Raw genomic sequence first — 15,447 nt, 5'->3', positions numbered from 1 at the left:
ATCGCCGGAATATGGAATCATTACTCATTACTTTTAAATGTATAAAAGTCCCGTTTCAATTGTTTCAGAATGACACGTCTTGTTAGTATCCCATCAAAATGATTCTCTTCATCGGCTACACAGACAAATGGATAATTAATGACCGCTTTCAAACCATCCATGAATGAATCTGTCCTTGACAAACGTGGAATATCGGTGTTCATCGCTTCTTGCACGCGCATCTCCGACAATTTTTCTGTTTCAAACCGCTCCAGTCCCAGTACTGCATTTAAAATGCGTGTTTTTCCTATTGTTCCGACAAGTTTATAAGATGAATCCAAAACTGGCACAGCTGAATATCCTGATTTCACAAGAATCAGCAATGCATGCTCCAATGGGTTATTAACCTGCACATGGGCGACTTTTTCCGATGAAATCATCAAATCATCAATAACAATATCGGCTAACTTCTTATCTTGGGTTGCACTCATTAAAAACGCTCCTTTCAAATACTAAACATGCATGAAGAACTAAACAAAGGCGCAAATGCCCAACGCGACATTCTGTCCGGGCGCCTGCAACGTCCTGTACGTCGGATCCGTACGTGGCTAATCTTGCAAGTAAAAATCATATCGCCAATTTTTATTTTCTTATCTTTTTAAAAAAGTGGTTTGTTATTATTTTACGCTGCAGAAAGGAGTTGGTTCATCATCTATAGTACAGTTTACCATATGAACACCATAGAAACATCTTTTCCCGCCGAATAGCATTACAAAAAAATTCACATCCTAGCTCAAGACCGCTCCCGCACAGAATGGGTTGGCTTTGCGTATACTATCGATATAACATAAGAAAAAGAGGCATAAACATGCAAATACACAAATACACAAAGAAAGAAGAGGTTATACATGCCATAACTCATGGCATTGGTGCATTATTAAGCATTGGTGCTCTCATCCTGCTTACCGCTTCTACATGGGCCGGAAACATGACACAACTTATATCAGCCTTCATTTTTGGCACCACCATGTTTGTGATGTACTTGTGTTCCACCATTGTACACAGTTTGCCTAACGGACGATGGAAAGAAATCTTTGTCATTGCTGATCACTCCTCCATTTATCTATTCATCGCCGGAACCTATACCCCTTTTTTAGTATTACAATTACGCGGTGAACTTGGTTGGAAAATGCTTGCAATCGTATGGGGAATTGCCCTAGTAGGCATTATATTTAAAATTTTTTTCATTGACCGTTTTCTTGTATTGTCAACATTCTGTTATCTATTGATGGGATGGCTCATTCTATTTGTATGGAAACCACTATTATCAACTATGCATGAGAATGGGATTTTACTTTTAATCATAGGTGGGCTTTTCTATTCGATCGGTACTGTTTTTTACTTGTGGCGAGGATTTTGTTACCATCATGTCATCTGGCATATATTTGTACTGGCGGGGTCTATGTTTCATTTTCTTTGCATTTTTTATTATGTTGTCTGACAAAATGAATATGGACACTATAGCACCAGTAACAACTGCTGGTGTCTTCGTATGTCCTCATAACTTATTTATTAACAAACAACTATTTTTCACCGATATGTGTAAAATAATTCTCGGGGCCACCTGAGGCAATTTTCTAGTCAAAAAAGAGAAGGCACTCTATCATAAATGTATGCTTTGACGGGCAAATACATTTCGAAAGAGGCCTTCTCATGGAAACTATTATATCAAGATTATACGCATTAATAAAGGAAACAAACAACTTAGTTGATTTGGAAGAAAGCATTCGACTCTATATGTATGAGGTGTTTGCTTCCCAGATGGGGGAAGTGTTCACACAGATTAATAAGGTGATTAAAGCTGAGAAACAGAAGTTGGGCTGGACTGTCGAGCGTGAAGATTGGAAAACGGTTCAATTCACGTTTGGGGCAGTTCGTTTTCGGCATACATTAATGCATGACCTGAAAGGTGATTCTCACTATCCCTTTGATGAGTGGGCTGGTCTTCGGAAAAGTCAACGATACAGTCCCCTGACGGAGGTAAAAGTGGCTGAATTGGCTAGTGAGAGCACGTATCGTGCATCAGTCCAAACTTTGAAGGAATGGACCCCCGTAACGATGAGTCATCAAACAGTCGGGAGTATCGTGAAGCGTGTTGGAGATGCGCAGTCCCAGGCTGATGTGGAACTGGCGGCTGAACTGGAGGAAGCAGCGTCCCTTCCGGAGGGAAAAGAAGTTGACTATTTATATACAGAGGCAGATGGCGTTTTTGTCCGTTCTACAAAGAAAAAGAAAAGCCATGAGGTCCGGCATGCGATTATGCATGAAGGCTGGGTCAAAAATGGCAAACGGGTCTCACTCAGCAATCAACACGTAATCATGACAACGAAGCCGACTGATGACTTTTGGAAAGAGGTGCAGTCATATGCGGCCCATGGTTATTCGCTGGAGAATACGCAGGTTGTGACAAATAGTGATGGCGGGCAGGGCTACACAGCTGAACGGTTCCAGGAAGCCTTTTCCCAGTCCCGTTATCCCGTGTTGAATCAACTTGACGCTTACCATGTAGCTCAGGCGTTAAATCGGGCATTAGGCGGTGAAAAGAGTGAATTTAAGGACGGGATAAGAAAAGCGTTAAAACAACACGATTGGCAACAGTTCATACTTTGGCTGGATACATACGAAAGTACCCTGGAAAACGCAAAACAGGTAGAAAAGGTAAACGGTTTTCGAACTTACATTCAGCACAATTGGGATCGTATTTTTGACTGGCGTGAGAAAGTGGAAGACCCGCCAGAAGACGCACGAGGCTTAGGGGCTATGGAATCCAATCAGCGTCGCGTTTCTTTCCGGATGAAAAGACGGGGGATGCATTGGAGCGTAGAAGGCAGTGAAGCTATGGTGAAAGTAAAACAGGGTATCCTCAATAACACGTTGCGGGATGTTTATCTCACATCCCAAAAACGAAGCGCACGCAAGCAGCGAGACGTTGAAAAGACCGTTCGCATGACGGAGTATTTGAATCAGCCAACACGCCCATCGATTGGCGCAAAAGAAGGTTCCATCAGTTTATATACAGCCCATTCATCAGCGATAGGAAACTTGATGAAGAGTTTTAGGTAATACCCTGCATGTTTTTGTCAGGTTCCGGGTTTTGGAACGTGACGAAAACATGCAGGCCACCAAGCGACAGCGCGGTAGCCGGAAAACGTGTACAAAAATAGAGTGCCAAATATATTGGTGTGACAACCACATCGAGAAAAGATTGACACATACTTTTCACCGCGGCATATTTCCTGTATATGCAAAATAGGTTATGATTATATTAGCTAACAGCAAAATGTTCCCTTAAAGAGGCAGATATAGATGAACAGACGCACATTTTTAAAACGAACAATTGGGAGTTTGACTGCGCTTGTCGGGTTAGGCGGTGGAGGCTATTATTATGCACGTGATGTTGAGCCTCGAATGCTTTCCATCCATCAGCAGGAACTATCATCAACTAAACTTTCCGCCGCCTTTGATGACTTTACCATCGTCCAATTTTCAGATACGCACATAGGGTTTCATTATTCGCTCAAACAATTTTCGGAATTAGTAGATGAAATCAATAGCTTAAAGCCCGATTTAATTGTATTCACCGGGGATCTTGTCGATAAGCCGGATACCTATCACTGGAGCGGCGAACTAACCCAGCTGCTGAAAAAGCTTCAAGCCAATAACGGAAAATACTGGATATATGGTAATCACGATCACGGAGGCTATGGTACGGACATTGTAAAAAAGGTGATGGACAAAGCGGATTTCCACCTGCTAAAAAACACACATACCACCATTGAACGCAATAACCGGCAGTTTGTAGTAGCAGGTATTGACGATGTCATGCTTGGCTCACCCGACCTAGAAAAGGCCTTGACTAATGCAGACCCTGACACCTTCACCATCCTGCTTGCACATGAACCGGATTATGCTGATGAAACTGTCCAATTCCCAGTGGATGTACAGCTTTCTGGACATAGTCACGGTGGACAAGTCCGGCTGCCATTCGTCGGTCACTTGTATACACCACTTTATGCACAAAAGTATGTGCAGGGTGAACATACATTCGAAACAAGCAATTTGACGTTGTATGTGAACCGTGGAATCGGCACCACGCGCTTGCCATACCGTTTTCTATGCAAACCTGAGATTCATCTGTTTCAATTAAAATCCTGACAGGTGGCACCAGATACATTCTCCCCTCCCAGAGCTTAGTTGGACGTTTTCATTGTTGAAAAGAAAATTATTCTGCTTAGACAGTGTTTGTATATTGAAATAAGACAAGCTATGCGGTAGGCTAATAGTAAGTGTAGGTAAATCTTAGTAGATGGAAAGGAGGTAAACACAAATGAATCAGAAAACGCACATTCCGCTTAATGAACTTGCCCGGGCATTGTTCACAATCAATCGCCACGCCAAGACAGCTCCAGAACCCAAGCATCTTTATTATATCAAAAAAGAATCCATTAACTTGCTTTTGAAAGAGAAACGTGCCGAGAAAATAGGCCTGCACTTCTCAAACCACCCTAAATTCAGCAATCAGCACTCGACACTTCTGGTGAAGGTTGGGGATTATTTCTTTCATATCCCTCCGACAAAGGAAGATTTTAAAGAACTGAAGCATTTGGGTGAGTTGGACAAACACTACCGGAACCCCCCAGCAAGAATGTCACTATCACAAGCGAAAAAAATCATCTATCGTCATATTGACTGGAAACCGCCAAAACAGCACAGTGTAATGGGAAAAAATGCTAGATCAAAAAACTATAAATCTGCTTGTTTCACCCCATCATCGCTTGGAAGAATTGATTGGCCACCCAGTAAAACACGACGGAGTTCCCGAACACGTTTCTAACCGCAAGCGCGCCTGAACGTTTCAGACGCGCTTCCTTTTTTTCCGGAAGAATTGCTGACCAATGTGAATAACAGTCAGAAAGAAACCAAACAAAGCAAGGCAATGCATGACCGTCGCCAGAAGCACCCTATCAAAAATAGTTGTCAGCACAATCCCGGATAGAAATAATACGAGAATGAGCAGGCTGCTAACGATGTAATTCAATAATTTAGTTGTTCTTGTTAAAACAACCCAATTGACGACAGGACGAATAAGCAAATAAACTACTATAATTACGAGGGTTATATACATATAAGCAGCGTCGATTTCCCTCCAGAAAGTAATTAGTTCTGGCAATAAGCTCAACCCCTTTCCAGTCACTTATTACCAATATGAACGAATTAGTTCTGCAATATACTTGATTAAGCCTGCTATAATAACAGTAAGATGAAAAGGGGGATTGTGGCATTGAATAAAGCATTCATCTATATTCTTTTGGGCGCCTCATTATGGGGGACCATTGGCTGGTATGTGAAAAACCTATATTCCTATGGTTTTACGCCGATGGAAGTAGTGACATTACGTGTATCTTCGGCTGCTTTTCTTTTAATCATTTACTTAGCCATGACGGCACCGAAAAAACTGAAACTCACTTCTTTTCGTGATATTGGCTTTTTTATCGGAACAGGCATCTTCAGCATTGTTTTCTTTAACTTCTGCCTATTTACAGCTATCGATATGTCAACTATACCGACAGCGACCGCGTTGCTTTATACAGGTCCTGCTTTTGTTACCATATTGTCATTTCTGCTGTTTAAGGAATCACTGACAAAGCCGAAAATCGTAGCGCTTATCGTTACACTTGCTGGTGTTGCACTGGTCGTCGGCTTGGTGCCGCTTAATCTTAGCACGTTCGAGCTCAGCAGTGTGCTTTTCGGACTTGGTTCAGGTTTTGGGTATGCGTTATATAGTATTTTCAGCAAATTCGCCTTGAAGAAATATACCAGTCTTTCCGTCACACTATTCACATTTGTCGTCGCTGCATTATTTCTACTGCCATTTTTCCCATATGAGGAAAAAATGCATTTGCTGATGGATCCGCTTGTCCTGTTTTATGCAGTTGGATTAGGATTTCTGCCTACAGCCTTTGCTTATATCATTTATACATACGGGCTTAATCTTACCGAAGCATCATTTGCCTCCATCCTGACAACAGTTGAACCGGTAGTCGCAGCATTGATTGGCATATTCCTGTTTCAAGAGCCGTTTACTATCGTCCAGATGACCGGGATGGCTTGCATCATTGGTGCCGTCATTTTCATTCAAGTTTTTCCGGAGAACACCCCGAAAAAGATTGCATTAAGTGATGTCCATCACGACACACGTGTAAAAAACCATTTATGATTGAATTAACTCAATGATTAGGAGGGTTTTAATGATGACTGAATTTACAATTGACCATAAACCAGCAGAAATTGTGAAAGTATTCCCTAAGGCTAGTGATTTGTTCAAACGGCACCGGATTGATTTTTGTTGTGGCGGTGACCGACCATTGGGGGATGTTTGTAAAGAACGGAACCTGGATGAGAATGCTGTTATGGGAGCCCTAAACGATGCATATAGAGCTTGGCAGAAAGAAGAGCATGAAACCGTTGACTGGGATCGTGTACCTGCGAGTGAGATTATCGATCACATTGTCCACACACACCATGCCTATTTAAATGAGGAACTGCCAGCATTAGGAAAATTTGTTTCAAAGATCTTTCGGGTGCACGGCAAAAATCATCCGCATTTAAAAGAATTGCATCGTCTGTATAACGATTTCAAAGTGGACATGGAAGAACATACGGTAAAAGAGGAAGAAGAAGTCTTTCCACTGATCAAACAATATGAAGAAAATCCGAATGATGAACTATTGCAGCGCATTCATGAAGCCAATGGCGGACTGGAAGATGAGCATGATGCAGCAGGAAACATTTTAAAACGGATGCGGGAAATTACAAACGGATTTGAACCACCGGCAGATGCTTGTAACTCCTACCGCATCACATATGCTCGCCTGGCAGAATTGGAAGCAGATACATTCCAGCATATTCACTTGGAAAATCACGTATTGTTTAAAAATTTAGCCCGCGTAAACGGGTAAGAAGGCGAATACTAATATTTACGTTTCAAACAGGTTTCAGGGTCAGCTCGACACAGGTGACTCGCCTGTTCTTATATAGAAAAGCGGGAGGCACATATCATATGCCTCCCGCTTTTCTATTGATTCTGAAATGGTTTGTGTCAGTAATTTTATGTTATCATTGTTGTAATGAATTCTGCTCCATATTATCAGTGCTTTGACTGATTACCTTTTCGTCGAGACGATACTCAAGTTGCTGTACTTTTTTATCGTCATCCAGTAGTTCCTGTTTATTTTGTTTCACTAAATCTTCAAAATTCTGATATTTTGAACGCATGTTGATGCACTCCTTTATTAGTATTCATTTATAGTATAACCTATTTTTTACTCTTTTAATCAAAATTGTTTGAACATTTTATAACATTTCTATGGAGGTTCCTTTTATGCAGCCGCAAATCAATAAAACAGTCGAAAGAATTGAGATTTCCGGGATACGAAAGTTTTTCAATATGGTATCCTGATTGAACTGCGAACAGCAATAAAGAAAAAGTAGCGTTAGTACCAGGCATTTCCTTTTCTTCTGTCGGGGAAGGATATATGCGACTTTCACATGTATATATATGCATATGATTGAGGAAGAACTTAATCGTCTTGAGGCATTTATACAAAACAAAGTGAGTTGACAAGCATTATCAATACTGGTCGATTTGTTCAACCGTATTTTGCTCTTTCACCGACGTATAGATATTTAACAGCTTGTCCAGTTCTTGGCTTAATAAAATTGCTTCGTCACTGGTAAAACCTTTTTCCGTGGCAACGACCATCATTTTATTCCTTAAATATTCGATATGTTGCAAAAGGTTGTCTGTAGCATACATTGTAATTACTTTGTACCTCCTTTTTAATTAACCCGACTGTAGCATATCTCAACAAAACGTGACAAGTTTCTATGATAAAGACCTGCGGTGATATGTCAAGAGGAAAATAACTAAATATTCGATTGTCAAGGTTCAATTTTGCGAAAAAAGGCATCAGGAAACTAGACCAGTAAATAAATGGAAATTACTGGTAATCAGTAAAAGGATTTAGAAGCTATTTGTGCTTCATGCATTCACGCTCCTTTTTGGCGTGTAGATTTGGTGATTGCGTAGTAGCACATCCACCAAACGCACTAATTTTCTTGCGGTTAAGACGAGTGCTCTTTTGTGTTGATGCTTAGGTACTTCACTGTATTTTTTCGCGTAATATGCTTGATACTCAGGAACGTGCCGTCTTACCGAGTTGGCGGCTTCAACCAGGTAATATCTGAGGTACTGATTCCCGTTACGCGTAAGTGAAGTGTCGTCAGCTGTGAAGCGGCCTGATTGGTGCTTTCGCCAATAAAGGCCTGCATATTTGGCTATCTTAGTTTCATCATCAAATCGCTCAATTTGGCCGATTTCGGCGATGATTCCCGCAGTAAACACGGGCCCGATGCCTGGGATAGTGACAAGCGTTTGTGGCAGTCCAGCCATGATACGCTCGATTGCTTTATCAATTTCCTTTATCTGTTTTTGGAGTGTGCGAATGACTTCGATAGTTGTACCAAGAATAACATCGATAGAGTCTTCCACAACCTTGTCCAGACGGTAAGAAGAACGAACGGCTTTCTGAATGGATTTCGCAACACATTCCGGGTCACCAAAGCGATTTCTGCCCTTTTCTTGTAGAAAATCAGCTAGATCTTCAACCGGCATTTGCGCAAGTTCATCCAGACTGAACTTCTCGAAAAACAGTTCCATCATGGCATTCCCAAAAACGGAAGAATCGACTTCCTCTTTGAAGGTATTGCATTTAAAACTCAAGTGTTGAAGGAAGTGCTGCTTTTCCTTGGTAACCTGATGAACTAGCTGATACCTGGAGCGTGTAAGCTGTTGGAGCGCAACATATTGGCTCTCTTTGACAACAGACATTGGCAATCGGCCAAAACGCAGATAATCGGCGATGACGAACGCATCAATTTCATCGGTTTTGTCCATGTCGCTATAACTCTTTTTAAAGTTCGCAATCTGTTTTGGATTCATGACAAATACCTCTGCGCCAAGTGCTTTGAGTGCCTCATCATGATGAAGAAACATGGATGGATGAAAACTATAAACGGACGTGGATTCAAGCCCGAATTTGAGCGTATCAACAGCCTGATCACGCAAATATTCCAAAACAGTATCCCGAAGCTCACTAGCACCAGGAAGGTCATTGGAAACCGTGAAGGATTTAACCTTTTCTCCTTCACCATCCAGCAAACAAATCTTGATATCAAAAGAACTAACATCTAATCCAGCAAATAATTTCATGGGGGGTTCTCCTCCTTTCGATTTAGAATCATTGGTACTATTTCTTGGACGCCCTGAGATATCCCTAGTGTGAACGCCGATCAGCAACCTCGTGTATAAGTACTAACCCTGATTCGAAAGCCGCCCTGGGGCTACTAACACCCAGGTTCGAGATTCAGGGTGCACAGCCTGCGAGTAGGAAGGTCCGAACGCACACTGGGAAACAGTCTTTACGTGTGGTCTAGCCACAAGGGGGAAAAGAATTGTCCCAAATGATCCTAAGACCATTATCTAGGAACATCACGGGACGTCCAAGACTTTTGACTATATCCAGCAGGAAAAGTAAGAAAATATGGGCTCAAATGATAGGGCCTAAACATAATATACGAGGGGGATTAATATGTATTTTAAACGAAATGAACCTTATCGTTACACGTTTAGCGAACCCGTTGACGGGAAGCTGACAAAAACCGAAACAGACGACACCGTGACAACGAATGTCCAAATACTTGATGTAAGTAATCACGGTGCCAAGATTTATTGCCCGAGTGTCGTCAATCTTCAGGAACATGCCAAGATATCATTGACCTTTGAACTAAATTCAACTTTCTTCCAGTCACCAGGTACAATTGTATGGCTTAAGCAATTCCGCCAGTCATTGGAACTTGGGTTGCACTTGGACACAGATGATGAATACAAAGAGAAGATACTGGCGGAACTTAAACAAATGGCCAAAAACAAAACACAATAGTCTCGGTATAAATCCTATCAGCAGCCAAGTTCTGACTCAGGTGTGGGAAAGGATGTATGTAATTGGAAAAAACAAAAAAGAAAAACGAGTGGCTGGAATGGGGAAAAGCCATTCTGATAGCAATCATATTGGCGCTATTTCTACGTACGTTCATATTCGCAACATCGATTGTTGACGGTGAAAGCATGGAGCCCACGCTAGAGGACGGCGAAACCGTTCTTTTTAACAAATTTACATATTTGTTTGAAGAACCCGAGCGAGAGGACATCGTTATCATAAAAAGGCCTTTAAAAAACTATGTGAAACGAGTAATCGGGTTACCAGGTGAAACCATTTCGGTGAAAAACAAAACGTTGTATATTGATGGTGAGGCATATAACCAATCATTTTTAAATAATAAACGACTCAAAATGACTGGCCATGTAGGCCCTATTAAAGTGCCGAAAAATAATTATTTCGTTATGGGAGACAACAGAGCGATAAGCAAAGACAGCAGAAATGGACTTGGCTTTATACGGGAGAGCGAGATTATCGGTAAGTCAGAGTTGATTATTTTCCCTTTTAATGAATGGTCAACAACCAGGTAAACGGTGGAGGAAATCTCGCTAGTCGTTCGTTGGACGGCTCCTTCCTTAGCTTACAGGAAAAAGCAATACCATTCCGATAATTTCGCAAATGATGGCTGGAAAGTCGGGTCCACAATAAAGCCGACCCGGTTTCCGTCATATTTGTCCAACCCTTAAATAAGTTCTTGATAGTGAAAGACAACTGTCACCCACATTATTCATTATCAAAGATACAGTAGCCAATATTAAGCACAAGTATACCAAAAGCAACGATACCAAAAACGGTTTCCCATACTTCCATGTGCTTGTACCCCCCTTTATCCGCATGTTTTATTTTCGCATAAACAGGAATCATTTCAATACTATCATACCAATTCTTCCATCCAAAATAAAGCGAAAATGTGGTAAAATAAAAATGACAGTGTCTCACTGCTCATCTGGGCTATTTAAGAATATCCCACAATACAGTCAGAAAATAGTTGAAAGCAGGTATAATCATGCACCATTGCCCTTATTGTGGCACAAAAGTCCTGGATAATGAGATTTATTGCGTTGAATGCGGTGAAAAATTGCCCGGAGACATGCAGGAACGGCAAAAAAAGAAGAAATCCTTCAATAACTACTGGTATATACCGATGTCTGTCTTGCTCTTGTTGGTTCTTGCTTCCGGCTTGTATTATATCTTTATGCAGCACCAATCGACAAAGGCTGCTAAACTGTATCAAAAAGCAGAAACGTACGCAATGGAAGGTAATTACACGAAAGCAAACGACACATTGCAAAAGTCGCTTAACAATGCTCACAACTTTCAACAGGCTAAGGATGCATTGCATTTTACAGAAAAAGCGAAAAGCATTCAAAAGAATATGGAACAGGCATCAGACTTGCTGGATAAAAAGAAATTCCAGCAAGCTTTAGCACTGATCAATGAAGCAGAAGACAGCCTTACTAATTATAACGGCGAGGCGGTAACTAAATTGATTGATAAGCTTACAAAGAACCGGAATCGTCTTAAACTGGCTCAATTAAAGCATAAATTGAATCAGGATCCGAACATTGATGATTTAAAAGTACTTTTATGGGAAGCCGATGAAATTCAATCAGATGAAGCAGACAAGATAATGACCTCCATTCGCAATCAAATTGTTGACTATACGTTTTCTAAAGCAAGCGAACAACTCAACGATCATCAGTTTTCCGATGCGCTATTAATTGTAGAAGACGGTTTAAAATATGCACCCGATTCGAAAAAACTTCATAGTCTCAAAACAACGATTGACAAGGAAAAAACAGCCTTTGAAACAGCACAGCGACAACGAATGGAACAAGCTATCAATTCCGCGGAACAAGAAAGAAAGTTGAACGAGAATGATGCGATTGAACTCGTTACTGTTCAAGCTAAGCGGGATAAGCAAGGAAAAGTGACGGTACAAGGAAAAGTTAAAAGCGCCGCAACCATACCAGTGAATTCCATATTAGTCGAGTATTCCCTATTAACTGATGACAAAACACGCGTAACCAATAAGGTCTATGTTTATCCGGATACCCTTTATCCCGATGAAACTGGACAATTCTCGTTTACGCATTATGAGATTGATCAAAAAACGGATGATTTAACTATTAACGTGGACCGAATCAAGTGGTACACAGATCAACAACAATAGGCGTTTTATTTGAGGTGAACATATGCACAGAAAACAACTCGGTCCAATCATTGTTTCCGTCCTACTGATTGCAGGCGGGGTCTTCATCTTACTGCTGATGCATGACAAATGGCAATCTGACAGCATTACCGTCAATAATCCGGCTATTAGTAAAATGGACACAGTCACCCAAAAACTTGATTTAAAATCCATCATTCATACAGCAGAAAAAAGCGTTGTACAAATAGAAGGTCAAAACGAACAGACAACAGTCACTGGAAGTGGATTTTTATATAATGAAAAAGGCGACATTGTAACGAACGCCCACGTTGTAAATGATGCTGACGTCATTTATGTCCGAACTGCAAATGGCCGTATATACCCCGCAGCAGTCATCGGAACAGGCGAACAAACCGACATTGCTGTGATCCGTGTACCACAGCTTGAAGGACAACAATCGTTGGACGTCGAAACCGAGAAAAAGGCTGAAACAGGTGATGAGGTCATTGCGCTCGGCAGTCCGCACGGTTTTCAAAATACCGTTACACTTGGAATTATATCAGGGACAGAACGAAATTTTGACGTCGATGGATATCAGTACAAGAACGCATATCAGATTTCCGCACAAATAACGGATGGTAATAGTGGCGGACCGCTTCTCAACCGGGAAACCGGTAAGGTTATCGGCATCAATGCTGTAGGCACAAACGATGGAACGCTCGGATTTAGCATACCGATTGAGGATGTTTATAAAGAACTGTCAGCATGGTCGAAAAAGGCAAAAAATAAAGATCTGGTCTTCGGCAAAACTGATGATATTGGAAACACGGCAAACACCGAGCAACTAATCGATGATGCGGAATATGTTGTTGACTATTTCCTCGAGAGTATTACCATGCGGGACTATGTAGGGGCCTATACGCTACTTGGCAGCAAGATGCAGGCGGGGGCATCCTACCCTGACTTCCGGGAACGATTCATCCATTATACAAAACTCGAATATGCTGATTTATCAAGTGATGTTATCCAAAATGGTAAGGTTCAATCAACTCTTTCAATCACAGCTCAAAGAAACATGCCCGACAAAGATAAAACAAAAGAAGAAACATTCACTTATGTTTTCACTATCGGGCATGAAAATGATCAGTTAAAAATCCTAAAAATCAACAAGTCACCGTCAGAGCAAAAAAATAGCATACGATGATTATCAAAACCAGCTTGTTTTCCGCATGCAAGCTGGTTTTGTTTCGGATTCATACTATTCCCTTAGCAATTGAATAACTGCGTTTGCAGGCAATGGCTTGCTCAAAAAGAATCCTTGCATCTCATCACACTTTTCAGCAGTAAGGAACTGCAGCTGCTCATAGGTTTCAACACCTTCAGCAATGACCTTCATATTCAGGGAATGGGACATGTGGATAATGGACTTAACAATTGCCTGATTTTGTTTCTGATTTTCGTTCATGAACATCTTATCTATTTTCAGCTTGGAAACAGGAAACATGCTTAAATATTTAAACGAAGAATAGCCCGTACCGAAATCATCAATAGACACCTTTACACCAAGTCGACGTAAACGTTCCAGTGTTTCTAAAATATACGGTTCATTAGTCATCGCCATGCTCTCGGTTATCTCCAGTTCAAGATAATCCGGTTCAAGCCCGGTTTCCTGTAAAATGCCCTCAACTTTCTCGACCAATTCGCGCTGATGAAATTGCTTTGCCGATAAGTTCACACTTACAATAACAGGTGGAAATCCCTTATCCTGCCATGCTTTATTTTGCCGACATGCTTCTTTAAGAACCCAGTCCCCAATTTCAATAATCAATCCGGTCCGTTCCGCATGTGAAATGAATTCATTCGGCGGAACAAAACCTTTCACAGGGTGGTTCCAACGAAGTAATGCTTCAATCCCGACAATTTTGTTGGAATACAGATTTTTTTGAGGCTGATAATATAACTCAAACTGCCCTTCCTTCAATGCAGTCCGTAAATCGTTTTCCATGGTGAGCATCGCACTAAATTTTTCCGAAATCGATGCATCAAATAATTTATAATTACTGCCATCTCTTTCTTTAATGACATACATCGCTGAATCGGCATGTTTAATCAGTTCACTCGACGTACTTCCATGATCAGGGTATATACTGATTCCGATACTGATGGACGTAAACTGTTCACAATCACCAACTTTGATTGGCTTAGCAAATGCTGCAATCAGACGCTTAGCAAATATGACAGCATCATGCCGATTTCTCACATGCCGGTGCAGAATAATGAACTCATCACCACCCATACGGGCAATAAACGTGCTCGTATTCAAAAACGACTTAAATCGCTCACCACACGCCTTTAACAATTCATCACCAAAATCATAGCCCAATGTGTCGTTAATTTCCTTAAAATAATTCAAGTCGATAAAATAAACGGAAAACATTTCTTTCTTTGACGCTGCATGGACTACAGCTTCTTGTAATACGTTGTTAAAATAGTTTCGATTAGGTAAATCAGTAAGATCATCGTAATACGCCATGTATTCAATCTGTTTTTCATTCTCAATCCGATCGGTTATATTTTTGACAATAGCAACACCTATGATGTCACCTATATGATTATATGGATGCTCTATCCACTCAACATAAAATAGTGATCCGTCTTTACGAACTCCGGTCAGTTCATGAAGGTTGTCCAGTTGATCATTGGTGTTGTCGAGATGATGAATAAGCTGTCGGAGTTCCATGTCCGTTAATTCTTCTTCCGTATATCCGAACATACGGGCAAATGCTGTATCACAATCAATAATCACCCCATCGTCATACATGACTATGCCTTCATCATTATTGATGGTTAACTGGTTAATATATTTTTTCACTTCTTCTGTTTTGTCAACTATAGGAAATTCATTGATAATCAGACAGAATACATCTGTATCCATTCGCACGGACTGTACTTCGACGGGCTTATTGTTCTGATTTTTCAATTCCATCAGAAGGTGGCTTTCATCGTTTGCCTTTAAAAGACTAAAGTCCAAGTATTGATACAAGGAGCCTTTTTCCTCATTCAATCCTAATACAGAAAAAGCAGCACGATTGCCTTTGATGATGGTGCCGTCTTGATCAACAAATATGACTGCATCTTTAAGTCTGGTCAAAATACGTTGATCAACCGGCAATTGCTGCTGTATACTCATGGGTTCAC

The 15,447-nt window shown here is 41.0% G+C and carries 17 protein-coding genes; 10 read left to right on the top strand and 7 right to left on the bottom strand.

What is annotated here, in order from left to right:
* Positions 1–20: 20 nt before the first annotated feature.
* Positions 21–470 carry a cyclic-di-AMP-binding protein CbpB gene (gene cbpB / locus FFL34_RS16010; protein ID WP_138604322.1) on the bottom strand — a complete coding sequence of 150 codons (450 nt, stop codon included), beginning with the start codon at positions 468–470 and terminating at the stop codon, positions 21–23.
* 377 nt (positions 471–847) lie between these two features.
* Between cbpB and trhA the strand changes: the two genes are divergently transcribed.
* Together trhA and FFL34_RS16000 are read left to right on the top strand one after the other, a co-directional pair.
* Positions 848–1,480, top strand: coding sequence for a PAQR family membrane homeostasis protein TrhA (trhA, locus tag FFL34_RS16005; RefSeq protein ID WP_138604321.1), 633 nt, complete (start codon positions 848–850; stop codon positions 1,478–1,480).
* Between the two features lie 212 nt (positions 1,481–1,692).
* Positions 1,693–3,102, top strand: a complete 1,410-nt coding sequence (locus FFL34_RS16000; protein WP_138601467.1) for an ISLre2 family transposase — start codon at positions 1,693–1,695, stop codon at positions 3,100–3,102.
* On the opposite strand, the gene FFL34_RS18380 is transcribed toward FFL34_RS16000, so the two are convergent.
* Positions 3,095–3,262, bottom strand: a complete 168-nt coding sequence (locus tag FFL34_RS18380; RefSeq protein ID WP_171046416.1) for a hypothetical protein — start codon at positions 3,260–3,262, stop codon at positions 3,095–3,097. The genes FFL34_RS16000 and FFL34_RS18380 overlap by 8 nt on opposite strands.
* An 83-nt stretch (positions 3,263–3,345) precedes the next feature.
* On the opposite strand from FFL34_RS18380, the gene FFL34_RS15995 reads away from it, so the two are divergent.
* Positions 3,346–4,194: a metallophosphoesterase gene (locus FFL34_RS15995; RefSeq protein WP_138604320.1), complete on the top strand. Its 849-nt coding sequence runs from the start codon at positions 3,346–3,348 to the stop codon at positions 4,192–4,194.
* Between the two features lie 172 nt (positions 4,195–4,366).
* Complete coding sequence (locus FFL34_RS15990; RefSeq protein WP_138604319.1) at positions 4,367–4,873, top strand: YkyB family protein; 507 nt, start codon at positions 4,367–4,369, stop codon at positions 4,871–4,873.
* A gap of 21 nt (positions 4,874–4,894) precedes the next feature.
* Here FFL34_RS15990 and FFL34_RS15985 read toward each other — a convergent pair whose 3' ends face one another.
* On the bottom strand, positions 4,895–5,209 hold the full coding sequence (locus tag FFL34_RS15985; protein WP_138604318.1) for a hypothetical protein: 315 nt from the start codon (positions 5,207–5,209) through the stop codon (positions 4,895–4,897).
* 111 nt (positions 5,210–5,320) lie between these two features.
* Here FFL34_RS15985 and FFL34_RS15980 point away from each other — a divergent pair, with 111 nt between their 5' ends.
* On the top strand, positions 5,321–6,256 hold the full coding sequence (locus FFL34_RS15980) for a DMT family transporter (protein WP_138604317.1): 936 nt from the start codon (positions 5,321–5,323) through the stop codon (positions 6,254–6,256).
* A gap of 31 nt (positions 6,257–6,287) precedes the next feature.
* A complete protein-coding gene (ric, locus tag FFL34_RS15975; protein WP_411712747.1) occupies positions 6,288–6,998 on the top strand; it encodes an iron-sulfur cluster repair di-iron protein in 711 nt (236 codons plus the stop codon).
* Between the two features lie 157 nt (positions 6,999–7,155).
* On the opposite strand, the gene FFL34_RS15970 is transcribed toward ric, so the two are convergent.
* From FFL34_RS15970 to FFL34_RS15960, 3 genes are all read right to left on the bottom strand, one after another.
* A complete protein-coding gene (locus FFL34_RS15970) occupies positions 7,156–7,314 on the bottom strand; it encodes an FbpB family small basic protein (protein WP_138604315.1) in 159 nt (52 codons plus the stop codon).
* Positions 7,315–7,669: 355 nt separating this feature from the next.
* On the bottom strand, positions 7,670–7,855 hold the full coding sequence (locus FFL34_RS15965; RefSeq protein ID WP_138604314.1) for an aspartyl-phosphate phosphatase Spo0E family protein: 186 nt from the start codon (positions 7,853–7,855) through the stop codon (positions 7,670–7,672).
* Positions 7,856–8,080: 225 nt separating this feature from the next.
* The gene (locus tag FFL34_RS15960; protein ID WP_138601661.1) at positions 8,081–9,310 is read right to left on the bottom strand and encodes an IS110 family RNA-guided transposase; all 1,230 of its coding nucleotides are present in this window, start codon (positions 9,308–9,310) and stop codon (positions 8,081–8,083) included.
* A gap of 379 nt (positions 9,311–9,689) precedes the next feature.
* On the opposite strand from FFL34_RS15960, the gene FFL34_RS15950 reads away from it, so the two are divergent.
* The 4 genes from FFL34_RS15950 to FFL34_RS15935 all read left to right on the top strand — a co-directional run bounded on the left by FFL34_RS15950 (position 9,690) and on the right by FFL34_RS15935 (position 13,453).
* Positions 9,690–10,040: a PilZ domain-containing protein gene (locus FFL34_RS15950; protein ID WP_138604312.1), complete on the top strand. Its 351-nt coding sequence runs from the start codon at positions 9,690–9,692 to the stop codon at positions 10,038–10,040.
* A gap of 62 nt (positions 10,041–10,102) precedes the next feature.
* The gene (gene lepB / locus FFL34_RS15945; RefSeq protein WP_138604311.1) at positions 10,103–10,627 is read left to right on the top strand and encodes a signal peptidase I; all 525 of its coding nucleotides are present in this window, start codon (positions 10,103–10,105) and stop codon (positions 10,625–10,627) included.
* Between the two features lie 476 nt (positions 10,628–11,103).
* Positions 11,104–12,270 carry a zinc ribbon domain-containing protein gene (locus FFL34_RS15940; protein WP_138604310.1) on the top strand — a complete coding sequence of 389 codons (1,167 nt, stop codon included), beginning with the start codon at positions 11,104–11,106 and terminating at the stop codon, positions 12,268–12,270.
* A 22-nt stretch (positions 12,271–12,292) separates the two neighbouring features.
* Entirely contained in the window at positions 12,293–13,453 is a 1,161-nt protein-coding gene (locus FFL34_RS15935; protein WP_138604309.1) for a S1C family serine protease, read from the top strand.
* Between the two features lie 54 nt (positions 13,454–13,507).
* Here FFL34_RS15935 and FFL34_RS15930 read toward each other — a convergent pair whose 3' ends face one another.
* Positions 13,508–15,439 carry a putative bifunctional diguanylate cyclase/phosphodiesterase gene (locus tag FFL34_RS15930; protein ID WP_138604308.1) on the bottom strand — a complete coding sequence of 644 codons (1,932 nt, stop codon included), beginning with the start codon at positions 15,437–15,439 and terminating at the stop codon, positions 13,508–13,510.
* Positions 15,440–15,447 lie beyond the last annotated feature (8 nt).

Source organism: Lentibacillus cibarius (assembly GCF_005887555.1).
Taxonomy (GTDB): Bacteria; Bacillota; Bacilli; order Bacillales; family Amphibacillaceae; genus Lentibacillus; species Lentibacillus cibarius.
Note: the sequence above shows the minus strand (reverse complement) of the source record. Positions and strands in the feature narration are given on the sequence as shown.